The 25,213-nt window shown below is 64.3% G+C and carries 24 protein-coding genes; 11 read left to right on the top strand and 13 right to left on the bottom strand.

The features are described 5' to 3' along the window. Positions 1 to 3: 3 nt before the first annotated feature. Positions 4 to 1,107 carry a fumarylacetoacetate hydrolase family protein gene (locus tag EMQ25_RS03505; protein ID WP_127187335.1) on the bottom strand — a complete coding sequence of 368 codons (1,104 nt, stop codon included), beginning with the start codon at positions 1,105 to 1,107 and terminating at the stop codon, positions 4 to 6. A gap of 312 nt (positions 1,108 to 1,419) precedes the next feature. Here EMQ25_RS03505 and EMQ25_RS03500 point away from each other — a divergent pair, with 312 nt between their 5' ends. Continuing rightward, a complete protein-coding gene (locus tag EMQ25_RS03500; RefSeq protein WP_127187151.1) occupies positions 1,420 to 2,154 on the top strand; it encodes an SIMPL domain-containing protein in 735 nt (244 codons plus the stop codon). A 62-nt stretch (positions 2,155 to 2,216) separates the two neighbouring features. On the opposite strand, the gene EMQ25_RS03495 is transcribed toward EMQ25_RS03500, so the two are convergent. Then, complete coding sequence (locus EMQ25_RS03495; RefSeq protein ID WP_127187150.1) at positions 2,217 to 3,047, bottom strand: sulfite exporter TauE/SafE family protein; 831 nt, start codon at positions 3,045 to 3,047, stop codon at positions 2,217 to 2,219. A 1-nt stretch (position 3,048) separates the two neighbouring features. Beyond that, on the bottom strand, positions 3,049 to 3,468 hold the full coding sequence (locus tag EMQ25_RS03490) for a secondary thiamine-phosphate synthase enzyme YjbQ (protein ID WP_127187149.1): 420 nt from the start codon (positions 3,466 to 3,468) through the stop codon (positions 3,049 to 3,051). A 168-nt stretch (positions 3,469 to 3,636) separates the two neighbouring features. Here EMQ25_RS03490 and EMQ25_RS03485 point away from each other — a divergent pair, with 168 nt between their 5' ends. Continuing rightward, positions 3,637 to 5,904, top strand: a complete 2,268-nt coding sequence (locus EMQ25_RS03485) for an OmpA family protein (protein ID WP_127187148.1) — start codon at positions 3,637 to 3,639, stop codon at positions 5,902 to 5,904. A 57-nt stretch (positions 5,905 to 5,961) separates the two neighbouring features. Here the strand turns inward: EMQ25_RS03485 and EMQ25_RS03480 are convergent, their stop codons facing one another. Next, positions 5,962 to 6,315 carry an ArsR/SmtB family transcription factor gene (locus tag EMQ25_RS03480; RefSeq protein WP_127187147.1) on the bottom strand — a complete coding sequence of 118 codons (354 nt, stop codon included), beginning with the start codon at positions 6,313 to 6,315 and terminating at the stop codon, positions 5,962 to 5,964. A gap of 242 nt (positions 6,316 to 6,557) precedes the next feature. Between EMQ25_RS03480 and EMQ25_RS03475 the strand changes: the two genes are divergently transcribed. The 5 genes from EMQ25_RS03475 (at position 6,558) to EMQ25_RS03455 (ending at position 10,801) form a co-directional block, all read left to right on the top strand. Next, the gene (locus tag EMQ25_RS03475) at positions 6,558 to 6,926 is read left to right on the top strand and encodes a hypothetical protein (protein WP_192895618.1); all 369 of its coding nucleotides are present in this window, start codon (positions 6,558 to 6,560) and stop codon (positions 6,924 to 6,926) included. Between the two features lie 150 nt (positions 6,927 to 7,076). Next, entirely contained in the window at positions 7,077 to 7,712 is a 636-nt protein-coding gene (locus EMQ25_RS03470; protein WP_127187146.1) for a tellurite resistance TerB family protein, read from the top strand. A 93-nt stretch (positions 7,713 to 7,805) separates the two neighbouring features. After that, positions 7,806 to 8,849: an LLM class flavin-dependent oxidoreductase gene (locus EMQ25_RS03465; protein ID WP_127187145.1), complete on the top strand. Its 1,044-nt coding sequence runs from the start codon at positions 7,806 to 7,808 to the stop codon at positions 8,847 to 8,849. 151 nt (positions 8,850 to 9,000) lie between these two features. Then, on the top strand, positions 9,001 to 9,864 hold the full coding sequence (locus EMQ25_RS03460; RefSeq protein WP_127187144.1) for a glycosyltransferase family 25 protein: 864 nt from the start codon (positions 9,001 to 9,003) through the stop codon (positions 9,862 to 9,864). A 76-nt stretch (positions 9,865 to 9,940) separates the two neighbouring features. Beyond that, complete coding sequence (locus EMQ25_RS03455) at positions 9,941 to 10,801, top strand: glycosyltransferase family 25 protein (protein ID WP_127187143.1); 861 nt, start codon at positions 9,941 to 9,943, stop codon at positions 10,799 to 10,801. Between the two features lie 135 nt (positions 10,802 to 10,936). On the opposite strand, the gene EMQ25_RS03450 is transcribed toward EMQ25_RS03455, so the two are convergent. Beyond that, positions 10,937 to 11,338 (bottom strand): VOC family protein, encoded by a 402-nt coding sequence (locus EMQ25_RS03450; RefSeq protein WP_127187142.1) that lies wholly within the window; start codon positions 11,336 to 11,338, stop codon positions 10,937 to 10,939. 68 nt (positions 11,339 to 11,406) lie between these two features. On the opposite strand from EMQ25_RS03450, the gene EMQ25_RS03445 reads away from it, so the two are divergent. Further along, positions 11,407 to 11,991: a TetR/AcrR family transcriptional regulator gene (locus EMQ25_RS03445; RefSeq protein ID WP_192895617.1), complete on the top strand. Its 585-nt coding sequence runs from the start codon at positions 11,407 to 11,409 to the stop codon at positions 11,989 to 11,991. 7 nt (positions 11,992 to 11,998) lie between these two features. Here the strand turns inward: EMQ25_RS03445 and EMQ25_RS03440 are convergent, their stop codons facing one another. From EMQ25_RS03440 to dnaG, 4 genes are all read right to left on the bottom strand, one after another. Continuing rightward, positions 11,999 to 12,223, bottom strand: coding sequence for a hypothetical protein (locus tag EMQ25_RS03440; protein WP_127187140.1), 225 nt, complete (start codon positions 12,221 to 12,223; stop codon positions 11,999 to 12,001). A gap of 75 nt (positions 12,224 to 12,298) precedes the next feature. After that, entirely contained in the window at positions 12,299 to 12,583 is a 285-nt protein-coding gene (locus tag EMQ25_RS03435; RefSeq protein ID WP_127187139.1) for an HlyU family transcriptional regulator, read from the bottom strand. A gap of 46 nt (positions 12,584 to 12,629) precedes the next feature. Then, entirely contained in the window at positions 12,630 to 14,633 is a 2,004-nt protein-coding gene (rpoD, locus tag EMQ25_RS03430) for an RNA polymerase sigma factor RpoD (protein ID WP_127187138.1), read from the bottom strand. 378 nt (positions 14,634 to 15,011) lie between these two features. Continuing rightward, on the bottom strand, positions 15,012 to 16,937 hold the full coding sequence (dnaG, locus tag EMQ25_RS03425) for a DNA primase (RefSeq protein ID WP_127187137.1): 1,926 nt from the start codon (positions 16,935 to 16,937) through the stop codon (positions 15,012 to 15,014). A gap of 100 nt (positions 16,938 to 17,037) precedes the next feature. On the opposite strand from dnaG, the gene EMQ25_RS03420 reads away from it, so the two are divergent. Then, a complete protein-coding gene (locus EMQ25_RS03420) occupies positions 17,038 to 17,943 on the top strand; it encodes a YihY/virulence factor BrkB family protein (protein WP_127187136.1) in 906 nt (301 codons plus the stop codon). 135 nt (positions 17,944 to 18,078) lie between these two features. After that, positions 18,079 to 19,302: a glutamine-hydrolyzing carbamoyl-phosphate synthase small subunit gene (carA, locus tag EMQ25_RS03415; protein WP_244606454.1), complete on the top strand. Its 1,224-nt coding sequence runs from the start codon at positions 18,079 to 18,081 to the stop codon at positions 19,300 to 19,302. 56 nt (positions 19,303 to 19,358) lie between these two features. Here carA and EMQ25_RS03410 read toward each other — a convergent pair whose 3' ends face one another. The 4 genes from EMQ25_RS03410 to ypfJ all read right to left on the bottom strand — a co-directional run bounded on the left by EMQ25_RS03410 (position 19,359) and on the right by ypfJ (position 22,919). Beyond that, positions 19,359 to 19,595: an EF-hand domain-containing protein gene (locus EMQ25_RS03410; protein ID WP_127187134.1), complete on the bottom strand. Its 237-nt coding sequence runs from the start codon at positions 19,593 to 19,595 to the stop codon at positions 19,359 to 19,361. Positions 19,596 to 19,829: 234 nt separating this feature from the next. Continuing rightward, a complete protein-coding gene (locus EMQ25_RS03405) occupies positions 19,830 to 20,351 on the bottom strand; it encodes a cupin domain-containing protein (RefSeq protein ID WP_127187133.1) in 522 nt (173 codons plus the stop codon). A gap of 22 nt (positions 20,352 to 20,373) precedes the next feature. Beyond that, entirely contained in the window at positions 20,374 to 21,918 is a 1,545-nt protein-coding gene (locus EMQ25_RS03400; RefSeq protein WP_127187132.1) for a glycosyltransferase family 32 protein, read from the bottom strand. Positions 21,919 to 21,992: 74 nt separating this feature from the next. Next, positions 21,993 to 22,919, bottom strand: a complete 927-nt coding sequence (gene ypfJ / locus EMQ25_RS03395) for a KPN_02809 family neutral zinc metallopeptidase (protein ID WP_127187131.1) — start codon at positions 22,917 to 22,919, stop codon at positions 21,993 to 21,995. A gap of 235 nt (positions 22,920 to 23,154) precedes the next feature. On the opposite strand from ypfJ, the gene EMQ25_RS03390 reads away from it, so the two are divergent. Next, complete coding sequence (locus EMQ25_RS03390) at positions 23,155 to 25,134, top strand: bifunctional 2',3'-cyclic-nucleotide 2'-phosphodiesterase/3'-nucleotidase (RefSeq protein WP_127187130.1); 1,980 nt, start codon at positions 23,155 to 23,157, stop codon at positions 25,132 to 25,134. The last annotated feature ends 79 nt before the right edge of the window (positions 25,135 to 25,213 follow it).

Here is a 25,213-nt window from a genome sequence, read left to right as displayed (position 1 = left end):
AGGCTAGATGAGCCCCGCGCGCGCAAGGTCGCGCATCAGATGGCTCGTGCCATAGGTCCAGGGCGGGCACTCGGTGGAGAGATTGACCCGGTTGGACAGCATGCCGAGGCTCGGCGTCGAGATCGAGACGATGTCGCCGGTCTTGTGGGTGAAGCCCTTGCCGGCGCCCCCGCGATCCTTCACCGGCGCGAACATGGTGCCGAGATAAAGCACGAACCCGTCCGGATATTGGTGATGCCGGCCGACGGTGGCCGCGACGAGCGATTCGGGCGTCCGCGAGATCTGGCTCATCGACGACGCGCCGACGAGTTCGAACCCGTCCTCGCCCTTCACGGTCAGTGCAATCTCGGCCGCCTTGATGGTCTCGATGGTGAAATCGGCATCGAAGAGCCGCACCAGCGGCCCGAGCGAAGCTGAGGCATTGTTGTCCTTGGCCTTGCCGAGCAGCAGGGCCGACCGACCCTCGACGTCGCGAAGATTGACGTCATTGCCAAGCGTCGCGCCAACGATCTTGCCCGTGCTCGAAACGACCAGCGCCACTTCGGGCTCCGGATTGTTCCATTCCGAAATCGGGTGCAGCCCGACATCGGCCCCGTGCCCGACCGATCCCATCGGCTGGCACTTGGTGAAGATCTCGGCGTCAGGCCCGATGCCGACCTCGAGATACTGGCTCCAGACACCGCGCGCGATCAGCGCCTTCTTCACGTCCATCGCGGTGTCCGAGCCCGGCACCAGCTCGGACAGGTCGGTGCCGATCAGTTCGAGAATTTCGCCGCGCAGCGCATCGGCCTTGGCCTTGTCGCCACGCGCCTGCTCCTCGATCACGCGCTCGAGCAGCGAGACCACGAAGGTCACGCCCGAAGCCTTCACGGCCTGCAGGTCGATCGGGGCGAGCAGCGAAGGCTTGCCCTCGTCCTGTCCGTCCGCCCAGCTGTTGGCGATGATCTCGTCGAGCGCCCCGACGGACCGTCCCTCGGCGTTCCGCACGTAACCGGCAGGATCGTCCATTTCGCAGATGTCGCGCACGGTCGGCGCGGCCTTGGCGGTGATGTCGAGCACCTGCCCGTCCCTCACCGTCACCACCAGCGGATGGGAGATGCCCGGCATGCGGATCCGGCCCAGCAGCACGCCCTCATTGGGGACGATCGTTTCTGTCACGTGTGCCTCTTGTCGATTGGGAAAACTCGGGTCCCTCACTAACCTCTAGGGTCGCCCCGTGTCCAGCGCGGAGCCCCCCAACCCGCCCCGTACGGCCGGTTGAAAAATCTTTGCGCCGCACCCAAGGATCCCGCCCCGCCCGGCGTCATAATCCTCGAAAGCCCCCGACGGCGACCGGTTCACCCCCCATTCACCCCGGTCGCACTAAAGGCACATTGCCCCTCAACGCTCGGGTGCAGTCTCAAAAGGAGTTACCCCCAAATGCGTGCTGCCTATTTCGCCCTCCCCTTCGTGCTCATGGCCGGAATCGCCCTCCCCGCCGCCGCGCAGTCCCTCGATCGGGCCGGCGCGATCACCATCGAGGGCCATGGCGAAGTGTCTGCTGCCCCCGACACGGCCTTCATCACCTCGGGTGTTACCACCCAGGGCGCGACGGCCCGTGAGGCGCTCGACGCCAACACCGCCGCGATGAGCGAGCTTGTCGAAAGCCTGCGCGAAGCCGGGATCGAGCGCCGCGACATCCAGACCTCGAATTTCTCGGTCAATCCCAACTACGTCTATACCGACGCGCGCGACGAGAACGGCTATTCGCTTCCCCCGCGCATCAATGGCTACCAGGTGTCCAACACTGTCACCATCCGCGTGCGCGATCTGGAGAGCCTCGGCCAGCTGCTCGACCGGAGCGTCTCGGTTGGCGCCAACACCATCAACGGCATCAGCTTCACCGTGGACGATCCGTCCGCGCTCTATGATGAAGCCCGCCGCGCCGCCTTCGCCGATGCGCGCTCGCGCGCCGAGCTCTATGCCGATGTGGCGGGCGTCACCCTCGATGATCTCGTCTCGATCAGCGAGCGCCGCGACGTTGCCCAGCCCTATCCGATGATGCGCCAGTCGGCGATGGCCGAGATGGCCGCCGGCGCGCCGGTACCAGTCGAAGCGGGCGAACTGACCTTCTCGATCGACGTGACCGTCACCTGGTCGATGGACCAGGACTGATCACCATCCGCCCCCGGTCCTCTCTGAGGGTCGGGGGCGAACTCTTCTTCCTGCGTCCCGCATCAGCCGCCGAATGCGGTCCAGAGCATGTTGAGCCCGACCAGGGTAAGAAAGAGCGCGAAGATGCGCTTTAGCGCCGTCTGGTCGAGCCTGTGCGCCAGCGCTGCGCCGAGCGGCGCACAGAGCACCGCAAGGCTGCCCACCAGCACGAGCGCCGGCAGGTTCACGAACCCCAGGCTGAACGGCGGCAGGTCGGCGACGCCCCAGCCCGAGACGATAAAGCCGATCGTCCCCGAGATTGCGATGAAGACCCCGATCGCCGCGCCGGTGCCGACCGCATTGTGCATGCTGGCCCCGAGCGCACCGATGGTCGGGACGCTCAGCGATCCACCGCCCACCCCCATCAGCGCCGACAGATATCCCACCACGCCCGCAAAAATTCTGTGGGTCGCCGATGATCCGGACAGATGCCCGATCAGCCGCTGCTGGAAAGGCAGGAGAATGTTGGCTGCGATAAAGAGCGCCAGCACGCCGAACACGATCCTGAGCGCATCACCGGAGAAGAGCCCGGCCATCAGCCCGCCCGCGAGCGTCCCCGCGAAAACCGGCGCTGCCCAGAGCTTGAGCACGCGCATGTCCACCGCCCCCCGCGAAAAATGCGCCCGGGCGCTGGAAAGTCCGGTGGGTATGATGATGGCGAGCGACGTGCCGACGGCGACATGCTGCACGATTTCCGGATCGAACCCGAGCACCAGCAGCACCCAGGCCAGGGCCGGCACGATGATCGCGCCGCCGCCAATGCCGAGAAGGCCGGCGAAGACGCCCGAGACGATCCCCGTGATGGCCAATCCCGCCATGAACGGCCAATAGGCGGCAAGAGCGCCAGCTTCCATGTCAGTCCCCGATATAGTGGAGCACGATCTCGCGGCGATGCGGCCGGGTCCTGTGCTCGAAGAGGTAGATGCCCTGCCAGGTGCCGAGCACGGCGCGTCCGTCGGTGACCGGAATGGAGAGGCTCGTCTGGGTCAGCGCGGCCCTGATATGGGCCGGCATGTCGTCGGGCCCTTCGAGGGTGTGGATGATGAAGTCCATGCCCTCCGGCACGAGCCGGTCGAAATAGGCGTCGAGATCCCGGCGCACGTCTGGGTCGGCGTTCTCCTGGACGAGCAGCGAGCAGGAGGTGTGCCGGCAGTAGAGCGTGAGGAGGCCCTGCCGTGGATCGGCCCCGACGAGGAACGCCAGCACGTCTTTGGTAAGCTCGTAAAGGCCCTTGCCGCGCGTGGGCACGCTCAGCGTCTTCAAAGCCTGCTTCATGGGCCAGCATCCGGTGGAGTGATTGGTCTGCGGCGGCCCGGCTAGCACGCGGGGCGGCCGCTGGCCAGTGTGGAACCCTTCGCATTCCGACACGTTGCCCGCACTGCGGGGGGTTCCGCAGCATCGGCCGTGGCGGTCCGTTCAGTTCACGTTCAGCGTGAAACGACGATGCTCATATCGAATGTCACCAAGAACAAGGATCACGACATCATGCGCCTCAGAAACTGGCTTCTGACCGGCACGAGCCTAGGGTTGCTTGCCCTGGCGCCGATAAGCGCGGCACACGCGCAGGATGCGGAGCTCGTTGCCGCCTACCAGTCCTATGTCGCCGCGAACAATTCGGGCGACGCCGATGCTATCGCAGCCGCACAGTCGGCGCTGGCGGAGCAGTGCATCGTCGCCGGCTTCCCCAATCTCGAGGCCTGCATCGCGGCGCTTTCGGGCGGCGGCGCTGCCCCTGCAGCCGAGCCTGAGCCGGAACCCCAACCCGAGCCTGAGCCCGAACCCGAACCCGAGCCCGTGATCGAGGCGCCCGCACCGGAACCCGAACCGGCCCCCGAGCCCGAGCCGGTGATCGATGAACCGCAGCCCGAGCCCGAGCCCGCCCCGGCGGTCGAGGAGCCCATCGAGGAGCCTGCGCCTCTCGAAGCGCCAGCCCAGACCATGGAGATGCCGGCCGAAGAGCCGGCCGCGGTGGAAGAGCCCGAGGCGCCCGCGCCCCAGCCCGAAGCCCAGCAGGCACCCGTCGAGCAGGCACCGGTCGAGCAGGCCCCCGTCGAGGCGCCCCAGCCGGTCGAGCAGCAGCAGGCCCCCGTGCCCGCCGAGCAGCCGCAGGCCCAGCAGGCCCCTGCACCCGCCGAGCAGCCCGCACAGGCCCAGCAGCCCGCGTCGTCCATCGATATCGGTGCCGATCTCGCTGCCGCCGTCGCGCAGTACGAAGCCGGGGTCGACGCCATCCTTTCGGGCGACGTCCAGAATGGCCGCCAGCAGATCGACCAGGCCGGCCAGCTGATCTCCCAGCTCTGCGGTCAGGCCGGCTATGGCGACATCGAAACCTGCCTTGCCGATTTCGGCCTTGCGCTCCCGCAGGTGCCCGGCCTCTCGGCCCCGACGGCACCCGCCCCGCAGCAGCCCGGCACGCCGGCTCCTGCCCCGGGTGAAGTGACCATCGACGCCGAGACCGAAACCCCGCTCGCCGAGCCTCTCCCCGAGGGTGTTCTCGAAGAGGACGTGGCCCCGCTGCTCGACAGCGCCAAGGAGCAGGAACTGGCACCCGTCGAAGGCCAGGCCGCACCAACTCAGCCCGCTCAGCCGGCGCAGCCGGTTGCCGAGGAACCAGCCGCTCCGCCCCCGGCCAGCGATGCCGAGGCGCAGTCAGCCCTGCAGCAATTGCGGATTGAATCGGTCGAAGCCGAACAGGGCGAACGTGTCGAGGCTTCCGCGGTCCAGCCCACCGAGGTGCCGCAGAACGTCACCATCATCCAGAACAACGTCGTCAACAACGTCACCAACACGACGGTCAACAACAACGTGACGAACAACGTAACCAACAACAACGTCACGACCAACGTCCAGCAGAACAACGTCAACGTCACCAACAACCAGGTGATCCTGCAGGTCGGCAACCAGCTCGTGATCCGCAATCCCGAGCAGGAGCGTCGTCGCCTCTACGACGAGGCCAGCGACGAGATCTATTACGAGAACCTCCGCAATGGCCGCGTCCGCGAGACCATCATTCGTCCGGATGGTTCGCGCCTCGTCACCGTGCGCTCGCGCTATGGCGACATCCTGCAGCGCTCGCGCTTCACGCCCGATGGTCGCGAGATTATCCTCGCTGCCTATTATGAAGAGCGCGCCGATGGCGACGATCTCGTCTGGGAGGATCCCGGTGCGAACCTTCCCCCGCTTCGCCTGCAGATCCCGGTGCGCGAGTACATCCTCGATGCGTCGACCGCAGACGAGCAGCAGGTCGAGCTCTTCTTCCGCCAGCCTCCGGTGGAGCAGGTGCGCCGCATCTACACCATCGACGAGGTGAAGCGCTCCGCGCGTATTCGCGACAGCGTGCGTCGTCTCGAGATCGGCGGGCTGACCTTCGATACCGGTGCCGCCACCATATCGCGCGACCAGGTGGGCTCGCTGAGCGCAGTCGCCGACGCCATGCTGGCGCTTCTGGAGGACAATCCGGCTGAGACCTTCCTCATCGAAGGCCACACCGATGCGGTCGGGTCCGACCTCTCCAACCTGGCTCTCTCTGACGCCCGCGCGTCGACCGTCGCCAGCATCCTCTCGGACTTCTACGGCATTCCGCCGGAGAACCTGACGACCCAGGGCTATGGCGAGCGGTACCTCAAGGTGAACACCCAGGCTGCAGAGCGCGCCAACCGTCGCGTGACGATCAAGCGGATCACCCCGCTCATCACCGTCGCCGGTCGCTGAGCCTCACGACACCAAAGCCGAAGGGCCGGGATCATCCCGGCCCTTTTTTCGTTCCCGTCAGCGGGCCTCGACGGCCCCTCCCCGCTCCTCTTCGGCCGCGCTCTCGAACTGCGCCGCGGTCAGAATGCCGAGCGGCAGCGCATCGAATTCGCGCAGCCAGCGCAAAGCGACCGCGTGGATGGGGACAGGGTTCAGATAATGCACCCGCGTGCGGCCGCTCTTGCGAGAGACGACCAACCCCGCCTCTTCGAGCACGCAGAGATGCTTGGTCACCGCCTGCCGGCTGATCGAGAGCCCCTCGCAAAGCGCGACGAGCGACATGCCGTTGGACTGGCGCAACCGGTCCAGCAATTGCCGCCGGCACCCATCGGCCAGTGCATGGAAGACCTTTTCCCGCTGAAGCGCACTCACGATACTCACCACGAACTTGTACTCGGCGCAGCGGAATCACGCCAACGCCACCAAACGCGTCTACCAGATGATCGCGCCGCCCCGTCCGGTGCAACCACAAGCTCTGGTGGATGACCCAAGAATTGCCTTGCCAGATTATCCTGGCAGCCATGCATCACGCTTTGCTCACAAAACGGGAACCAAGTCTCGGGGGCCACGTTTTCTAGCCATCAGGTACGGAAACAAAATAAAGGAGATGTACCATGGCTATCCCAGAACGTGACACTGTCTACACCAATGACGGCACCACCCGCACCGACCGGTCCGTCTATACCCGCGAATCGTCCTCGACCGGCTGGTTCGTCGGCATCATCGTGGCGCTCGCGCTCCTCGCCATCGCCTATCTCGTGTTCTCTGCGAACACCGGCGGCGACACCGCAGCGGTCAACACCACGACCACCCCGGCAGTAGAGGCACCGGCTGATCCCGCGATCGCTCCGGCTCCGATGACCGAGGCTCCCGCGGCTCCGCTCGAGACCCCGGCCCCGGCGCTTGATGCGCCTGCTGCCCCGGCCGCTCCGGTCGATGCTGCTCCGGCGGCCCCGGCTGAGGAGACCGCTCCGGCGCTCTAACGCGGCTTCGCTTCAGCCCCTCCCTCTGAAGCAGCCAAAAGCCCCGATGCTCCTCGCATCGGGGCTCTTTTTTTGCCGACCTGCGACTTCTTTCATCTTGCTGCTGGAGCGCGCGATACCCATTTCCCCACGACAAATCGGGAGACGCCAATGTTCAATTTCGACCAGATCCTCAAGACCCTCCAGTCCGATCCCAATGCCAAGCGCACTGCTATGACCGGCGCGGCGGGTCTTGCAGCCGGCATGCTGATGAGCGGAGGGGGCCTCGGCAAGATGGTCGGCAACACCGCCAAATTGGGCGCCATCGCAGCCATTGGCGGGCTCGCCTATAATGCCTGGCAGAAGCACCAGCAGAGCCAGGGCGGCACCGCCACCCCGCTCGAGGATGCCTTCATGCCCAAGGCCGAAGCGCATCAGGAAGAACTCGGCAAAACCCTCGTCCGCGCGATGATCTCCGCGGCCAAGGCCGATGGACGGATCGACGCAGAGGAAAAGGAACGCATTTTCGGCCGCCTCGAATCCATGCAGCTCAGCGCCGAGGAAAAAGCCTTCGTCTTCGACGAACTCTCGAGCCCGCTCGACATGAACGCCGTCGTTGCACGCGCCGATACCCCGGAGCATGCCGCGGAGATCTATGCGGCCTCGCTCGTTGCGATCACCGCCGATACGGCCGCAGAGCGTGCCTATCTCGAGACCCTCGCCCACCGGTTGAAGCTGGAGCCCGGCCTCGTGTCCGAAATCCACAAGGCTGCCGGCATGACCCCGCTCGCCCCTGGCGCAGCCTGATCCTCCGGACGGCACAGGTTACATGCCTGTGCCGTCTTGCGTCCCGTGCGCCGCCGGCCCATCTCTGCGCTCAGGAGCATGAGAGGGTTCGAAATGGAACTGGGACTGTATTCCTTCGCCGAGAACACGCCCGACCCTGCAACGGGCGTTTTTCAGAGCCCGCAGCAGCGGCTCGCCGACCTTCTCGAAGAGATTCAGCTCGCGGACGAGCTCGGGCTCGACTTCTATGGCTTGGGCGAGCACCATCGGCCGGATTTCGTTGCCTCCGCGCCCGTCACCATCCTCGCCGCCGCCGCAGCCCGCACGAAGCGCATCCGGCTGTCCACCGCCGTCACGGTGCTCTCTTCGGAAGATCCGATCCGCGTCTATCAGCAGTTCGCGACGCTCGATCTGATCTCGGGCGGTCGCGCCGAGATCATGGCCGGCCGCGGCTCGTTCATCGAAAGCTTCCCGCTCTTCGGCTACGACCTCGAGGACTATGACGCGCTCTTCGACGAGAAGCTCGAACTGCTCCTCAAGCTGCGCGAGCCCGGGGCCGCAACCTGGCCCGGCGGCAAGTTCACGCGTCCCATTCCCGGCATCGCCGTCTACCCCGAGCCTGTGCAGCGCCCGATCCCGCTCTGGGTGGCGGTCGGGGGCACACCGAACTCGGTGGCCCGCGCCGCCTATCACGGGCTGCCGCTGATGCTCGCCATCATCGGGGGCATGCCGCGCCAGTTCGCGCCCCTCATCCAGTTCTATCGGGATTCCCTCGCCCAGCTGGGCAAGCCCGGTCTGCCGGTCGGCGTCGCCTCCCACGGCTTCATCGCCGAAAACTCCCAGGACGCGCTCGACATCGCCTTCCCCGCCCACCACGCCGCAATGAGCCGCATCGGTCGCGAGCGCGGCTGGCCCCCGACCACGCGCGCGCAGTTCGAAGCCGGCGCCACGCCCGAAGGCGCCTATTTCATGGGAAGCCCGCAACAGGTGATCGACAAGATCCTCGCCCAGCACGAATGGTTCGGCCACCAGCGCTTCGGCCTCCAGCTGAGCGTCGGCACCCTCCCCCACGCCAAGGTCATGAAAGCCATCGAACTCTACGGCACCGTCGTGAAGCCGGCAGTCGACAAGGCGATTGGCGGATCGGCGCAGGGCTAGGGGGCTGCATCTGCAGAGACGGGATCACCACCTGCCCTCATCCCGTCAGCCTGCGCTGACGATTTGTACGCACTTTCGGGTCTCGCCGGCTCGACATTTCCTTGCGAACACACTACGCCTGCAGAAAAAGCAGTAACGCCGCGGGGTCAGCATGCAGGATACGGTGGGCATATACTATATCAACTTGGCCAGCCGGCCCGATCGCCGCGCCTTCATGGAAGCCCAGTTCGAAAAACTGGGCCTGGTCGCCGAAAGAGTCGAGGCGGTTACGCCTGACGACCTGACCGAAGCCCAGTTCAAAGAGAATTGCCTGCCTCACCGTCCCCTCGGCCGGGCGCCTGGCGAGGTTGCCTGCTCGCTCAGCCACATCAAAGCCTGGAAACGCTTCCTCACGTCGGGCCACAGCGCCTGCGTCGTGCTGGAAGACGACGCATTGTTGTCTAGCCAGTTACCGGAAGTGCTGAACGCGATGAGTGAACGTAGATGGGGGATCGAAATGATGCGGCTGGAAACAGTCGGCGCCCCGCTACGTCTGTCTAAACCCATTTCAGAATTCGGCCAGAATTTTGAGGTTCGCCGCTTATACTCCGGGTGCACCCATACCACCGGCTATGCCCTCGGTGTGGAGGCTGCACATGCAATGTTGCAACCGATAGACTACTTGCACATTCCAATCGACATCGTGACTTTTAATCCATACGGACATGCCCGCAGGCGCGTTGAATTCAGTCAGATAACACCGGCAGTTGTTGTCAGCCTAGCTTTCCTCCGACATCCTGAAATTTCAGTCGACAGGTACCTAGTAGAGACCTGGGCTGAAGCTGGGGAAGCCCAAAGTGACTTGTTGGCAGAGCGGGATTGGCGGGAGGGCACCGAGTGGTCGGCACGGAGCCTGACTAACCACCTCAAAGTCGCATTTCTCAACATAAAAGGAGAATTAATCGCAGGCCCATCTAAGTTTATGCAAGACTATTTCTGGAAGATTAAAAAATACAAAGTCCCATTCTGCTCTTAGAGCACGACCGCCTCAAATTTCATAATGAAACATTTTTCTACATATATTATTTGGGATATTTCGTAGCGGATGCGTGATGAGTGTAGATGTTGGATTATATTATATTAATTTGAAACACCGAACTGATCGCCGAACCTTTATGGAAGCCCAGTTCGAAAGACTTGGCCTAACCGTGGAGCGGATCGAGGCCGTAACGCCAGCCGATCTTACCGAGGCCCAGATCCGAGATAACTGCTTGCCGTACCGCCGCCTCGGACGTGCGCCGGCCGAAGTCGCGTGTTCGCTTAGCCACATCGAGGCTTGGCGACGCTTTGCCGCCTCTGGTCGCGAGGTCTGCGTCATACTGGAAGACGATGCCTTGCTGTCGAGCCAGATGCCAGCGCTACTGGACGAGTTAGCGAACGGACTGACAGGAGGAGTCATCAAGCTCGATGCCATGGACCACCCGCTTCGCCTAGCAGAGGCTCATCGATCCCTCGGCCAGCACTTCGCAGTCCGGCGACTGTACACCTGTACATCGCGGGCGACTGCCTATGCGCTGGATCGACCCACAGCTGAAGAAATGCTAGTACGATATGAATTTCTTCACATTCCCGTAGACCTAGTCGTCTTCAATCCCTATGGACCCTTGAAAGGGCGAATACAGGTCAATCAGCTCACCCCCGCTATTGCGGTTTGCCTTGAACTGGCGGGTAGACCACAAGTCGGCGTCGATCCCTCGCTGCTCAGCAACTGGACGCGGGGCAGCGTAGCCGCGAGCAATTTGGAGCAGGACCTTGTGGCGCGCGAGAAGTCGCTGTTGAAAAACCTAAGATTTGCGGATCGCGTACTCATGCTGCGAAGCGCATTAGCTGAAGAATTCATCTCTGGCCCGTCCAAGTTCATGCAAGACTATTTCTGGGGCGTTAAAAAGCACACGGTCCGCTTCGTTCCTTGATAAGCTCGCTGGGGTCAGAAGGGGTGCAGGTGGTCGAGCAGCCTCCGAAGCCACCGCCCACCCCAGCGCCCGTGGCCGCAGCTTTCAAGAGAGGGCCGCGGAGCTGGCACGAGCCCTCGCGCCCCGAAGGTCGGCCTAGAGGCCGGCGAATTCTCCGCTCGTCGGAATGGGCTCGATCACGTCGATCATCGTCCCTGCAGGGTCGCGCGTGATGAAATGGCGCTGCCCGAAGGCTTCGTCCCGCAGGGCCAGGAGCATTTCGAGCCCAGCCTCCGTCAGCCTGCGATATTCCGCGGCCGCGTCCGATACCTCGAAATTGAGGATCAGATGGGTTGTCGCGCCCCGTCCTGCCTCCGGCACGGTCACATGGCCGGTTCGCAGGATCGCCAGTTCCACCCGCGGATCCGAAATGGCCTTCAGGTGAACATACCAGTCCGTCTCGAAGCTCGGCGCAAAGCCGAAATGGCGGCTGTAGAAATCGGCCACCCCCGCCACGTCGCTCGTCTGGATCACCGGATAATATCCTGTCAGCTGCATCGCACTTTCCATTCCCATCAAACAAACATACAGTCTGTATGAAGGTAAATAACATACAGGCTGCATGTATGCAACTGCCGCGACGCCGTTCGAATGCCGATCGCTCGAGCCAGACACGGGAAGCCCTGCTCGAAACCGCGCGGAGGCTCTTCATCGAGAAGGGATACGAGGCAACTTCGACGCCGGAAATCGTCGCCGCCGCCGGTCTCACCCGCGGCGCGCTCTATCACCATTTTGTCGATAAGCTGGCGCTCTATAGGGGGGTCGTGGAAGCCGAGGCAGCACGGGTTTCCGCAGCCATCACCGGGTCGAGCGGAAACGGTTCCCCACGGGATGCCCTCGCCGCTGGTGCCGCCGCCTATCTCGAGGCGATGGCAGAGGGCGGGCGCACCCACCTGCTCCTTGTCGAGGCACCGGCGGTGCTGGGATCCGCCGCCGTCGAGACCATCGATGCGGGCACCAGCCGGGCCACCCTCATCGAAGGGTTGGCGGCTGCCTTGCCCGCCTCTCCGTCAGGCGAAGTGGCGGCGCTGGCGGAACTCGCTTCTGCAGGGTTTGATCGCGCAGCGATCGCCATCGCGGCTGGCGCCGACCCTCAGTTGATGCTGGCGGCGCTCCTGCGGATCATCGATGGTCTGATCGCAACCGAGTGAACCGCCCTCACTTGCCTCCGGAACGCCTGATCGATTTGATCGCGAGCGGCGGCAGGCCGGATTTCTCCGAGATCGCGCGGTCCTGCGCCTCGATTTCCGCGCGCGCCGGTTCGTCCCCGTCGAGCCCGCCGAGCAGGTCGGCCGAGACGCGCCGGTTGGAGCGCTGGCTGCCATCCTCATAGATCACGTCAAAGAGCACGCTTTCGGTGCGCGGGGTTGGCTTCCTGGCCATAATCGTCTCCAAATGAAAAGGCGCGGCGCGCCGGGTCACCCCAAGCGCGCCGCGCAAAAAGGATGAGAGGATGGTCTACGAGAAGATGCGCTCGCCCTGCTCGTCGATGATCTGCCGGCCCTTGACCAGCGTCAGCTGCTGGGCGTCTTCCTTGGAGGAAAACCGGTCGGCGCGAACGAAATCATGACGCTTCAGCACCCCGTCGATTTCCTTCTCGATCGTCCCTGCAAGCTGGAATTCGCTTCCGGCCGGCAGTAGCGACGCCCGGATGGTGAACCCCTTGTAGCTCTCTTCGGGGCCCTGGCCCGTCGCCACCTGCGGATCGTCCCCGCCGCCGAGCAGCTTCTTCCAGAAGGACATCGTCGTTCTCCCCTATTGCGCCTGAAGCCGGTTCCGGCCCGTCCGATCAGTTGTCGAGGAAGCTCCTGAGCTTCCGGCTGCGGCTCGGGTGCTTGAGCTTGCGCAGCGCCTTGGCTTCGATCTGCCGGATGCGCTCGCGCGTCACCGAGAACTGCTGGCCAACTTCCTCGAGCGTATGGTCGGTGTTCATCCCGATGCCGAAGCGCATCCGCAGCACGCGCTCCTCGCGCGGGGTGAGCGAGGCCAGCACGCGCGTGGTCGTTTCGCGCAGATTGGACTGGATGGCCGCGTCGATCGGCTGGATCGCGTTCACGTCCGGGATGAAATCGCCGAGGTTGGAATCCTCCTCGTCCCCGATCGGGGTCTCGAGGCTGATCGGTTCCTTGGCGATCTTGAGCACCTTGCGGACCTTGTCGAGCGGCATCTGGAGCTTCTCGGAAAGCTCCTCTGGCGTCGGCTCGCGGCCGATCTCGTGCAGCATCTGCCGGCTCGTGCGCACGATCTTGTTGATCGTCTCGATCATGTGCACCGGGATGCGGATGGTGCGCGCCTGGTCGGCAATCGAGCGGGTAATCGCCTGCCGGATCCACCACGTCGCATAGGTCGAGAACTTGTAGCCGCGGCGGTACTCGAACTTGTCGACCGCCTTCATCAGCCCGATATTGCCCTCCTGGATCAGATCCAGGAACTGCAGGCCGCGATTGGTGTACTTCTTGGCGATCGAGATCACGAGCCGCAGATTGGCTTCCACCATCTCCTTCTTGGCAATGGCCGCTTCGCGTTCGCCCTTCTGCACCTTGTGCACGATCCGGCGATATTCGGTGATGTCGAGGCCGGTCTCGAGCGCCAGCGTCTGGATCTCGCCGCGGATCTCGCGGATCGTGTCGGCCTCGCGCTTGGCGAATTCCGCCCAGCCCTTGCCGTCGCGCGTCGCGACGCTTTCGTGCCAGTTGGGGTCGAGCTCGGAGCCGTAATAGGCCTCGAGAAACGCGTCGCGCTTCACCCCATAGCTCTCGGCAAGCCGCAGGAGCCGCCCTTCGAGCCGCACCAGCCGCTTGTTGATGTCATAGAGCTGCTCGACGAGGCTCTCGATGCGGCTCTGGTTGAGCGACAGCGACTTGACGTCGGTGATCACCTCGCCCCGGAACGCCTCGAGCTTCTTGATGTCGGCGGCATTGGCGGACTTCTCGGCCAGCCGGTCTTCGGTCTGCCGGTCCTGCATCTTGCGCATCTTGCCATAGGCTTCGGCGATGCGGTCGAAGGTCTCGACGACCTGCGGCTTCAGCTCCGCTTCCATGGCCGAGAGCGACAGCGAGTTTTCGAAATCCTCGTCGTCGTCGTCCTGCCCGTCGGATGCGGCGGGCGCTTCGTCCTCGTCCTTGGCCTTGCCGGCGGGGGCGTCCTCGCCCTCCTCATCGTCATCGTCCGAAGGCGAGGCCTGCTTGGCGTCGGGGCCGGCATAGGTCGCTTCGAGGTCGATGATGTCGCGCAGCAGGATTTCGGCCGCGGCCAGCTGGTCGCGCCAGATGATGATGGCCTGGAAGGTGAGCGGGCTCTCGCAGAGCCCCTCGATCATCGTTTCGCGGCCCGCCTCGATGCGCTTGGCGATGGCGATTTCGCCCTCGCGGCTCAGAAGCTCCACCGATCCCATTTCGCGCAGATACATGCGCACCGGATCGTCGGTGCGGTCGCTGCCTTCGCGGGTGTTCGATTTGCTGGCGACCGCCGTGCCGGTCTTTTCGGCGATCTCGGTGCTCTCGTCTTCGGCCGAATCGGCCTCGGCCTCCTCCACCTCGTCCTCGTCGACGACGTTGATGCCCATGTCCGAGAACATCGCCATGATGTCCTCGATCTGCTCGGAGGTCACTTCCTCCGAAGGCAGCACCGCGTTCAGCTCTTCATAGGTCACGTAGCCGCGCTTCTTGGCGGTCTTTATGAGTTTCTTGACGGCGGCATCGGAAAGGTCGAGTAGCGGGCTGTCGGGCGTTTCCGCGCCGGCTTCGGGCTTCTCGTTTTCCTTCTTGGTCGGGTTTGCTGCCTTAGTGGCCATCTAGGTGCTCCGCGGGGCCCGTCTGCGCTCGGGCGCCGTTGCTCATAAGTGGGTCGGCTCAAGACATCGTTAAAGAAGGCGAGCGCGTCGGGCGCTCAACTGTCCGTCATCGCGCGCAATCCATGCGCGAAATCGCGCGAACGCGCCGCTCTCTGAGGGAAGCTGCGTGTCGCGCGTGCCGATAACGAGCCGCCTTCCCATCAAAGCCCTGATGCCATGAACGGTGGTCCGGTTCGTGATGTGTGCAGCCCTGTGAGTTTGCTCCGTACCGGCCTTGCCGGACGCTATTGCGGCTGTCATGCGCCCTTATCTAGCGAATCATGGGCCCATTGCAAGGCCCGGCGAATCAATTGCGCCAAATGTGTACGGCACGCACCCTCAAAAGCTGCGCGTCGGGCGGCCCGACATCGCCCCGAACCCTTCGATCAGCGCCTCGGTGCCGTCCACCCCGGCCAGCTGTGCTTGGATGTCGCGCAGATGCTCGAAGGCCGCTTCGGTCGGATGCTCGCCCAGCGTCACCTCGGCGGCGCGTAGCTCCTTGTTGAGCTGCACCGATTTGTAGTGGAGCGCCAGCGCGTGCCGCAGCCCGGTCTCGGCGTCGTCTCGCGCGCTCTCGGCCCCGCTCTGCCACACGCCCTGACGCGTCAGCAGCGTCCGCATGCGCTCGAGCACATCCCCGAACCCCCGCGCGACGAGGCCCGCGGCAAGATCGGCCGCGCCGATGTCATGGTCGCGCATGACGAGTTCGAGCACCGCCGAGAGCAGGCGGCGCGCCATGGGCGAGGCGAAATCGAGCGCGGCGATATCCTCGAGGCGGTCCTCGGCCAGGTCGGGATGATTGACGAGGCTCATCAGGATCACCGCCTCCCGGGGCGTCACCTCCGGAGCAAGGCTCGGCTTCAGCAGCGGCGAATTGCGCAGCGTGTCCGAAACGACGAGCCTCGGCGAGCGCCGCCCACCGCTCCCTGCGCTCCCGCGCCCATCGCCGCGCCCCCGCCCCTCGAAGCGCCCGCTGCGCACAGGCGCAAAAAAGCTCGCCAGCTTCTCGTCGAAGGCCTGCATGTAATGGCGTCTCACCGATTGCTCGCCGATCGATTGGGCGCGCGCGCGCAACCGCGCCTCGAGCGCCGCCCGCGCCTCGGGCGTCTCCGGCATCACGCCGCGCGTCTCCATCGCCCAGACCATTTCCGAAAGCGTCTGCGCCCGCTCGATCACCGCACCGAAGGCATCCCGCCCCTGCGCGCGGATCAGATCGTCCGGATCCTGCCCCGCGGGCAGCGTCGCGATCTTCACCGTCTGCCCCGGCTGCAGCAACGGCAGCACGATATCGACCGTGCGCTCCGCGGCGCGCAGCCCCGCGCTGTCGCCATCAAAACAGAGCACCGGCACCGGGCTCATGCGCCAGAGCAGGTTGATGTGGTCTTCGGTCAGCGCCGTGCCGAGCGGCGCGACGCTCCCCTCGAAACCCGCCATCACCGCCGCGATCACGTCCAGATAGCCTTCCATCACGATCAGCGGCTTGCCGTCATGGGCCGCCTGCCGCGCGGTCTGCCCGTTATAGAGCGTCTGACGCTTGTGGAAGAGTTCGGTCTCTGGCGAATTGAGGTATTTGGCCGGCACGTCGGGCGACAGCGCCCGTCCCCCGAAAGCGATCACGCGCCCCCGGAGGTCGAGGATCGGGAACATCACCCGGTTGCGGAACCGGTCGTACGGCAAGGCGATGTCGTCCCGCGTCACCACGAGCCCGGTGGCGATCATCTCCTCGGCCGAGACGCCATTGGCCGCCAGATGTTCCTTGAGCCCGTTGCGGCTGTCGGGCGCGAACCCGATCCGGAAGCGCGTCTGCGCGGTCGGGGTCACCCCGCGTTCATGCAGATACCCCCGCGCCCGCGCCCCGATATTGTGCGCCAGCGCCGCCTCGAAATAGCGCGTCGCAAGCTCCATCACGTCGTAGAGCGAGCGCCGCGCTTCGGCCCTCCGCTCGGCCTGCGCATCCCGGGCGGGCATCGGCACGCCCGCCATGCCGGCGAGCTTCTCGACCGCCTCGGGAAAGCTCATGCCGGTCTTTTCGGTCAGGAAGCGGAAATGGTCCCCGCTCACCCCGCAGCCGAAGCAATGATAGATGCCGCGCCGGTCGTCGGCATGGAAGCTCGGCGTCTTCTCGCCATGGAACGGGCAGCACGCCCAATAGTCGCCCTTGCCCGGCTGGCTCTTGCGCTTGTCCCAAAGCACGTGCTCCCCCACCACCTGCGAGATGGAGAGGCGCTGCCTGATGTCGTCGAGAAAGCTGTCCGAAAAGCGCATGCCTTCCTTATAGCCCGACCGTTGTGGGGCGCCACACCCCTTGGCGCGCAACCTTGCCCGGCCTCGCCCGTTGCCCGCTTATGCAAGGGGGCGGGCAGGCATGACGATCGAGGAGACAACCGGAGCGACGCAGGCATCCGCGCGCGGAGGCTTTCGAAAGCGCTGGAAATCGATTCTTCTCGAAACGGGCCGGTCGATCGTCGATATGGACACCTCGCTGCGCTGCGCCGGCGTCGCGTTCTTCGGCTTCCTTTCGCTCTTTCCCGGCATTGCCACGGTCGTGCTGATCTATGGCCTCGCGGCAGACCGGGAGAACCTTGCAGACCATGCCGGCACCTTCCAGTTCGTCCTGCCCGATCTGGCGCTCGACATCGTCACGACCCAGCTTGACCGGCTGATCAGCCAGCCGCCCTCCGCGCTCGGGCTCGGCCTCCTCATCTCCGTAACCATCGCGCTCTGGAGCGGCTCGCGTGGGGTCAATGCACTGATCTACGCCATGAGCCGTGTCCGGGGCGAACCGGACCGGCGCAACTTCCTCGTCGCGCTCCTCGTCTCGGTCGGCCTCACCATTTCTGGGGCCATCTTTCTCATCGTCGCGCTCGTCACGGTTGCAGGCCTCCCAGCCATCACGCGCCTCCTGCCCTTTCCCACCGCCACCGAACTCATCGTCCTTGCCATCCGCTGGCCGATTCTCCTCGGCCTCTCGATCGCCGTCGTCGCCGCGCTCTACCGCTGGGGCCCGGATCGGCATCCGCGAAAATTCCGCTACATCTGGCCGGGCGCCTTCATCGCCTCCATCCTCTGGATGCTCGCCGGCGTCGTCTTCTCGCTCTATGTCGAGAATTTCGGCAATTTCGAAGCCAGCTTCGGCGCCATGACCGCTGCCGTCGTTCTCCTCCTCTGGATGTACAATTCGGCACTCATCTTCGTGCTCGGCGCGGCGCTCAACACCCAGCTCGAGTTTCACGACCGCCCGGACCGCCGGGGGCTGCTCAAGAAGGGATGACCCCCGCTGCCCCCTTGTCGCATGCCCGCCATGCGACCATATGGCGTCCTGACGCGTTCTTACGGCTTGCGCGGCACGGCCCCCGCCCCTAGAAGAGGGCCTCAATCATACCGCGCACAATTTTGGAGACCCACCGTGACCGGCTGGCAGCAATCCCCCGCGACCGCACTCCTGCTTCTTGCCGATGGCACGCGCCTTGAAGGCCAGGGCATCGGGGCGGTCGGACATGCCGCGGGTGAAGTGTGCTTCAATACTGCCATGACGGGCTATCAGGAAATCCTGACCGATCCGTCCTATGCCGGCCAGATCGTCACCTTCACCTTCCCCCATATCGGTAATGTCGGGGCCAATGACGAGGACATCGAGACCGTCAACATGGCCGCGCTGTCGGGCGTGCGGGGCTGCGTGCTGCGCGCCGACATCACCAACCCGTCCAATTATCGTGCCGCCCAGAAGCTCGATGCGTGGCTCAAGGCGCGCAACATCATCGGCATCACCGGCATCGACACCCGCGCGCTGACGGCCCGCATCCGCGAGAGCGGCATGCCCAATGGCGTCATCGCCCACTCCCCCGACGGCTATTTCGACGAGCCCTCGATCAAGGCCGAGCTCAACGCCTTCCCGGGTCTCGAGGGTCTGGATCTCGCTCAGGAAGTCACCACTGCCCAGACCTATCACTGGGATCAGGCCGGCTGGAAATGGGGCGAAGGCTACGCCACCGTCGCCAATCCCGAGTTCCATATCGTCGCCATCGACTATGGCGCCAAGCGCAACATCCTGCGCTGCCTTGCCGATCAGGGCGCGAAGGTCACCGTCGTGCCTGCGACGGCATCCGCCAAGGACGTGCTGGCGCACAATCCGGACGGCATCTTCCTCTCCAATGGCCCCGGCGATCCGGCAGCGACCGGCAAATACGCCGTGCCCACGATCAAGGCGCTGATGGATGCCGGCAAGCCCATGTTCGGCATCTGCCTCGGGCACCAGCTGCTCGGGCTTGCTCTCGGGGGCACGACCTCGAAGATGCATCAGGGCCATCACGGCGCCAACCATCCGGTCAAGGATCTCACGACCGGAAAGGTCGAGATCACCTCGATGAACCATGGCTTCGCGGTCGATGCGCAGAGCCTTCCCTCGGGCGTAACCCAGACCCACGTCTCGCTTTTTGACGGCTCCAATGCCGGCCTCTCGGTCGACGGCAAGCCGATCTTCTCGGTGCAGTACCATCCCGAAGCCTCGCCCGGTCCGCGCGACAGCCACTACCTCTTCACGCGCTTCCTCAACCAGGTGCGCACCCAGAAGGGCATGCCGCTGAAGCCCGAGACCCCGCCGATCGTATCGGCCGATGCTTCGGCCGAATAGCCGACCGAACTGACGCGGGAGCCGCCCCGGGCCCTTGGGGCGGCTCCGCTTTTGGTCTAGAGGCCCGCGGCGCCGGCGAGCGTCGCATATTCCTCGGGGCTCAACACGCCGTTCTGATCGAGATCGGCAGCCGTGAACGCCTCCGGCGTCAGTTCAGGCCAGGCCACGAGCGCTTCCTCAAAGCTCACATCTCCGCTCATGTCCGTATCCACCGCTGCAAAATCGGTGCCGGCCTGCGCCATGGCCGCAGTCGAAAAACCGATGGCGGCGATGGTGACGAGAAGCTTTTTCATGGGATGGTCCCTCCATGTGGGGTTTCAGGCGCCAGCGGGGCGGACCCGCCGGCGACGGACCGCATCAGCGCCGTCCGTGATCACCACCCTGTGAGCCGAATGTGTTCCACACCCGACCCCATCCGGGCCACCTCGGGGAGTTTGAACGACCATTTCCCGACCCGATCCGGGCAAGCCTCCCCGAACCGGCGCGAGTATGACCACACGGCGGCAAGCTGCCTGCCGCCTGACCAATCAGCCCCCAGCGTGCCATTTCTGCAGCAACGGGCCCTTAGCGCCGCTCACAGGATCGGTAGCGGGCAGGGGCACCGCTGCGATCTCCGCGTCTGCCTTGGGGCGATCGCCCGGGGCGCCCCGGAGGAGGTTCCAGTCCTGTCCGGGCGGATAGCCCCCGACGACCAGAAAGTCCGAGCTCGCCGAGATCCGCCGATGAGCCACCCCGGCCGGAATGACGATCACGTCGCCCGCAGCCACCGCAAAAACCCGTCCATCAGGTCCCCCGAGCATGATCTCGGCCTCGCCGGACGCGACCCCCAGCACCTCATGGGCGGTCGAATGATAGTGGTGGTAGTCATAGACCCCTGCTCGCCATTGCGGGCTCCATCCGCCGGCCGCAAACAAAGCCTCCATCGCCTCGGCATCCGCCGCCTCGCCCGCCAGCGCCTCGCGGTAGATCAGCACCGGCAGCCGGCTATTGGGAAAAGTCCCGTCATCCGCAAACACCTCTGCCATGACGTCCGTAGTCTTGCCCGTCATCGCGCCGGCCTCCTTGTCGCTATCACGGAAGAGGAGCCCGCCTCGTGACCACGGTGTGATTGGGTAGCGCGGCCACCTCGAACCCCATGTCTCTCGCCAGGATCGCAAAACCCTGAGCATCTCGATGCAGTTTGTAGGGCGTCTCTGGAAAGCGCACGCCTGCCGCCACCACTTCTTCCCTGATCAGCACCAGATCCGCCCCGATTGTCGTCACTGGGGCGATGTTGAGATAGCGGAGGTCGTGAAGGGGCATAGCTGCCCGGGTCGAGTTCAATCGAATTACATCCGCTTTCTCGTGGGCACGGGCACGGTAAAGGGCTTTGAAAATCCCCTTACCGTACAACATCGTCTCATTGTTGAGACTTTCATCATCCGCATACATCACTTCGGTCACAACAATGGGTCGGCGCGCGCTGAGCATGGTGCCGACAATATCCTCAGGCCACATGGTGATCCTATCATCTGCAATAAGACAGTGACCGCGGCCGCGGCTTCGGTCAAGAATCTCATTGTGCAATCGTCCACCGGTTTCATTAGTGTGCACTAATTCAATATCACAGTTCTGAATTACGGAATTATTTGAAATTTTTGCGATGGCGTCCGCATCTTTTCCGAATAGGCCGACAGAGAAACGCCGCGATTGTCTGGCCAACTCCGATATAAGACTAACAATCCGTTCATCGGCAGAATTTATCTTGACCCCAATATATATCGGGTCTTCGCCTATTGGACCAAGCAACTGGTCATCGTAGGTTGCCGCGGGCGATTGGAAATGCGTATTGGCCAGCCGAGGATTCGATTTCGCCCTCCACCACCAATGAATTTTATTGGGAATCCTCCAAAATTGAGGACCTTTGTAGTACACAGGCATAAACCAGGAATTTCGCCAGAGGTGTGAGACCAAGGCGTCCTCTCCACGGCCCAAAATCCTGAAATGTGCTGCGATCCGCTCCGCATATCCTTCCGAACTCGTCGACGGTCTTCCCCACCCAGTAATGGGGCTCCAGACATTTGGAAGCAGTACGTCTGGACGCTGATCTTTGCCGGCACACAGCGCAATTCCATTCACAAAGCGGGGACCGGTCGCATCCACCACGTCTTCGGTAACCGAACAGCGCTTCATGCCGCGCATGCACAGTTCCCAGAAGGCGTGGCCAGGGCGAGATCCCATGAACGCATTGCAGAGGAGAAACGGCATACCCCGATATCGGGCATCGTTCTCCAGAACATGGAGTTCGGGTTCGGCGCCGACAAAGCAGTCCGACTGCGCGCATAGAGCATCGATTCTTTGGAGCGGCATCACGTCGAGGTCGGCGTATACGCCACCAAATTTATGTAAAACAAAGAACCTGAACGCATCTGCGCGAAAAATGCCCTTCGGATAGCCGTCAAAAACGGCCAGATGCTGGGGATAGTGTTCGGCCACCAATCCGCGAATATCAGCGTCATCCCAGAGCTTCATTTCCCAATCGGGATGCGACTTTGCCCAGGCATTCCACGTCCGCTGAGCAAAGCGCGACAGCTTCTTTGACTTGGCAGTGAAATGTATCGTCTTCGGAATCGTCATCAATAGCGCTCGGCTGGTGCAGGGTAGAACCGAGCTTTAACTCAGGGTGCCCCGGAGGTCACCCTCCCCCATCCCTACACCGCCCCCGAAAACGTATCGCACTGGTTCACGTCGCCGGTGCGGTAGCCGCGTTCGAACCATTCGCGGCGCTGGGCGGACGTGCCGTGGCTGAAGGTCTTGGGCACGGCGTAGCCCTGCATGCGCTCCTGCATCGTGTCGTCGCCGATCTGGTCGGCCGCGTTGATCGCCTCGGCGATGTCACCATCCTCGAGCAGATCCTGCTGGCCGGCATAGGCCGCCCAGATGCCGGCATAGCAATCGGCCTGCAGCTCGATCCGGACCGACCAGCGATTGGCCTCCTCCTGGCTCAGCCCGCTGCGTGCGGCGTTGAATTCGGGCAGCACGCCGGTTACCTGCTGGATGTGGTGGCCGACCTCGTGGGCGAGCACATAGGCCTGTGCGAAATCGCCCGGGGCGCCGAATCGGTCGCGCAATTCGTCATAGAAGCTGAGATCGATATAGACCCGTTCGTCGAGCGGGCAGTAGAACGGCCCGGTCCGCGCATCGGCGGCGCCGCAGCCCGACTGCACCGCATCGGTAAAGAGCACCACCCGCGGCGGCGTATAGTTCGCGCCCGCTTCGGCAAATACCCCTTCCCAGAGGTCCTCGGTCTCCTTGATGACGACGCCGACGAAATCGGCCAGTTCATCCTCGCCGGGTGCGGGCAGCGGACGCGATTGGGTGCTTTGCACGCTATCGAGCGAGGGCGAGGCGCCGTCGATGAGGCTGAGCGGGTTGATGCCGAGGGCAAAGAGCACGACCCCGATCAGCAACAGCGCGCCGATCCCCCCAATGCCGCTGCCCCGCCCCATGGGGATGGGAATGCGCGTGCCCCCGCCGCGACCGAGCCCGCCCATGCGCCCGAGCCCACCGAGCCCGCCGCCACCACGCCCGCGCCGATCTTCGATATTGGAGCTGCGCTGCCGTCCACGCCATTTCATCGGATGGTCCCTCCACCGCACCGGCCTCTCGCAGGAGGGGCCTCACACCGTCACAGTTCAAAGTTTGACCGAATGGTCAAAATCGTTGCAAGCTCTCGTCCCGGAAGCCGCCGCGTCATCTTGGCGTCACGCGCGCGCGGCAAGACCAGGCATACGGCCCTGCGCCACATAACCGGTTCGCGAACGCGTTCGTTCCGCGCGTTCCCGCCGTTCATTCAGACAGGAGTATCGATCAATGTCGTTCAGAACTGAAATTTCCCGGCGCGCCTTCCTCGCGGGCAGTGCCGGCCTCGGCGCGGCGGTTGCGCTGCACCCCTTCGCCGCCATGGCCCAGGCCAATCAGGCCCATCTGCGCATCATCGAAACCACAGACCTGCACGTCGCGGTCTTCCCCTATGATTATTACGCCGACGTGCCGAACGACACCTTCGGGCTCGCCCGCACCGCCGCGCTGGTCGAAGAGATCCGCGCCGAGGCCGGCAACGCCATCCTGCTCGACAATGGCGACCTCATCCAGGGCAACCCGATGGGCGACTATCTCGCCTATGAGAAGGGGCTCGACGAGGGCGATCGCCATCCCATGATCAAGGCCATGAATACGCTCGGCTATGATGGCGGGACGCTCGGCAACCACGAATTCAATTATGGCCTCGACTACCTCGATGCGGCCCTCCAGGGCGCCGACTTCCCGTTCGTACTCGCCAACGTCGTGAAGGGCGATACGCTGGGCGAGGATCCGCTGGCCGACGATACGCTCATCACCCCCTATGTCGTGCTCGAGCGCGAAATCGTCGATGGCGCGGGGGAAAGCCACACCATCCGCATCGGCGTCATCGGCTTCACCCCGCCGCAGATCCTCACCTGGGATGCCACCCACCTCGCCGGCAACGTCGTCGTCCGCGACATCGTCGAGACCGCCCGCGCCTATGTCCCGCAGATGAAGGCCGAGGGCGCAGACATCATCGTTGCCCTCTCCCATTCGGGCATCGAGGCAGGTGAAGCGACGCCCGGCATGGAAAACGCCTCGCTCCAGCTTGCCGCGGTCGAAGGGATCGACGCGGTCCTCGCGGGCCATCACCACCGGGTCTTCCCCGGCCCGGACTACGCCGAAATCGAAGGCGCCGACATCGAGGCAGGAACGCTCAACGGCACGCCCGCCGTCATGGCCGGGTTCTGGGGCTCGCATATGGGCCTGATCGACCTCATGCTCGAGCGTGACAGCGCCGGCGCCTGGACCGTCGTGGACCACACCGTCGAGGCACGCCCGATCTACACCCGCGTCGATGGCGCGGTCGTCCCCACCGTCGAAAGCGTGCCCGAAGTGCTTGCTTCGGTCGAGGAGGAGCACGAAGAAACCCTTGCCTATATCCGCCGCGCCGTGGGCGAAACGGCGGCGCCGCTCCACTCCTACTTTGCGCTCGTGGCCGACGATCCGTCCGTGCAAATCGTCAACATCGCGCAGTCCTGGTACCTCACCCAGATGATGGCCGGCACCGAATGGGACGGGCTCCCGATCCTGTCGGCAGCAGCGCCCTTCAAGGCCGGCGGCCGTGGCGGACCGGACTATTACACCGATGTCCCCGTCGGCCCGGTCGCCATCAAGAATGTCGCCGATCTCTACCTCTACCCCAACACCATCCAGGCCGTCGTGATCACCGGCGCCGACGTCAAAAACTGGCTCGAGCGCTCGGCCGGCATCTTCAACCAGGTCGAAGCCGGCGGCACCGATCAGCCCCTGATCAACCCCGATTTCCCCTCGTACAATTTCGACGTCATCGACGGGGTCACCTACCGCATCGACATCACCCAGCCGGCGAAGTACGGCCCCGATGGCGAAGAGATCAATCCCGAGGCCAACCGTATCGTCGATCTGCACTATGACGGTGCGCCGATCGATCCCGAGCAGCGCTTCGTCGTCGCCACCAACAATTACCGCGCGGGCGGTGGCGGGTCCTTCCCGGGCATCAATTCCGAAAAGATCGTCTTCATCGGCCCCGATACCAACCGCGACATCATCGTGCGCTACATCATCGAGAACGGCACGATCGACCCGGCCGCCGACAACAACTGGTCGCTCGCAACGATCGGTGACACGACCGTGCTCTTCGAAACCGGCCCGCGTGCCCAGGAGCACCTCGCGGACGTCACGGCCGTTCCGATCGAATATGTGGGCGAAGCCGAAAGCGGCTTCGGCACCTACCGCATCACGCTCTAAGCGCGCCGCCCCCGCCAGCGGGCCCTTCTGCTCCTCCCCCTTCTTCAGGGGGAGGCCAGGTGGGGGTCCCTCCCACCGC

The sequence above is a fragment of the Arsenicitalea aurantiaca genome (assembly GCF_003994485.1).
Classification (GTDB): Bacteria; Pseudomonadota; Alphaproteobacteria; order Rhizobiales; family Devosiaceae; genus Arsenicitalea; species Arsenicitalea aurantiaca.
The sequence above is the reverse complement of the archived record's forward strand: the minus strand, read 5'-3'. Positions and strand labels throughout refer to the sequence as shown.

Coding starts and splice junctions, on each gene's coding strand:
- EMQ25_RS03455 (WP_127187143.1), top strand. CDS start 9,941: ATGAGTGTAGATGTTGGATTATATTATATTAATTTGAAACACCGAACT.
- EMQ25_RS03410 (WP_127187134.1), bottom strand. CDS start 19,595: ATGAAAAAGCTTCTCGTCACCATCGCCGCCATCGGTTTTTCGACTGCG.
- EMQ25_RS03420 (WP_127187136.1), top strand. CDS start 17,038: ATGACGATCGAGGAGACAACCGGAGCGACGCAGGCATCCGCGCGCGGA.
- EMQ25_RS03440 (WP_127187140.1), bottom strand. CDS start 12,223: ATGGCCAGGAAGCCAACCCCGCGCACCGAAAGCGTGCTCTTTGACGTG.
- EMQ25_RS03460 (WP_127187144.1), top strand. CDS start 9,001: ATGCAGGATACGGTGGGCATATACTATATCAACTTGGCCAGCCGGCCC.
- EMQ25_RS03405 (WP_127187133.1), bottom strand. CDS start 20,351: ATGACGGGCAAGACTACGGACGTCATGGCAGAGGTGTTTGCGGATGAC.
- EMQ25_RS03500 (WP_127187151.1), top strand. CDS start 1,420: ATGCGTGCTGCCTATTTCGCCCTCCCCTTCGTGCTCATGGCCGGAATC.
- EMQ25_RS03450 (WP_127187142.1), bottom strand. CDS start 11,338: ATGCAGCTGACAGGATATTATCCGGTGATCCAGACGAGCGACGTGGCG.
- EMQ25_RS03390 (WP_127187130.1), top strand. CDS start 23,155: ATGTCGTTCAGAACTGAAATTTCCCGGCGCGCCTTCCTCGCGGGCAGT.
- EMQ25_RS03435 (WP_127187139.1), bottom strand. CDS start 12,583: ATGTCCTTCTGGAAGAAGCTGCTCGGCGGCGGGGACGATCCGCAGGTG.
- EMQ25_RS03470 (WP_127187146.1), top strand. CDS start 7,077: ATGTTCAATTTCGACCAGATCCTCAAGACCCTCCAGTCCGATCCCAAT.
- EMQ25_RS03495 (WP_127187150.1), bottom strand. CDS start 3,047: ATGGAAGCTGGCGCTCTTGCCGCCTATTGGCCGTTCATGGCGGGATTG.
- EMQ25_RS03465 (WP_127187145.1), top strand. CDS start 7,806: ATGGAACTGGGACTGTATTCCTTCGCCGAGAACACGCCCGACCCTGCA.
- ypfJ (WP_127187131.1), bottom strand. CDS start 22,919: ATGAAATGGCGTGGACGGCAGCGCAGCTCCAATATCGAAGATCGGCGC.
- EMQ25_RS03505 (WP_127187335.1), bottom strand. CDS start 1,107: ATGCCGGGCATCTCCCATCCGCTGGTGGTGACGGTGAGGGACGGGCAG.
- EMQ25_RS03490 (WP_127187149.1), bottom strand. CDS start 3,468: ATGAAGCAGGCTTTGAAGACGCTGAGCGTGCCCACGCGCGGCAAGGGC.
- EMQ25_RS03445 (WP_192895617.1), top strand. CDS start 11,407: ATGCAACTGCCGCGACGCCGTTCGAATGCCGATCGCTCGAGCCAGACA.
- EMQ25_RS03475 (WP_192895618.1), top strand. CDS start 6,558: ATGGCTATCCCAGAACGTGACACTGTCTACACCAATGACGGCACCACC.
- rpoD (WP_127187138.1), bottom strand. CDS start 14,633: ATGGCCACTAAGGCAGCAAACCCGACCAAGAAGGAAAACGAGAAGCCC.
- EMQ25_RS03400 (WP_127187132.1), bottom strand. CDS start 21,918: ATGACGATTCCGAAGACGATACATTTCACTGCCAAGTCAAAGAAGCTG.
- EMQ25_RS03485 (WP_127187148.1), top strand. CDS start 3,637: ATGCTCATATCGAATGTCACCAAGAACAAGGATCACGACATCATGCGC.
- dnaG (WP_127187137.1), bottom strand. CDS start 16,937: ATGCGCTTTTCGGACAGCTTTCTCGACGACATCAGGCAGCGCCTCTCC.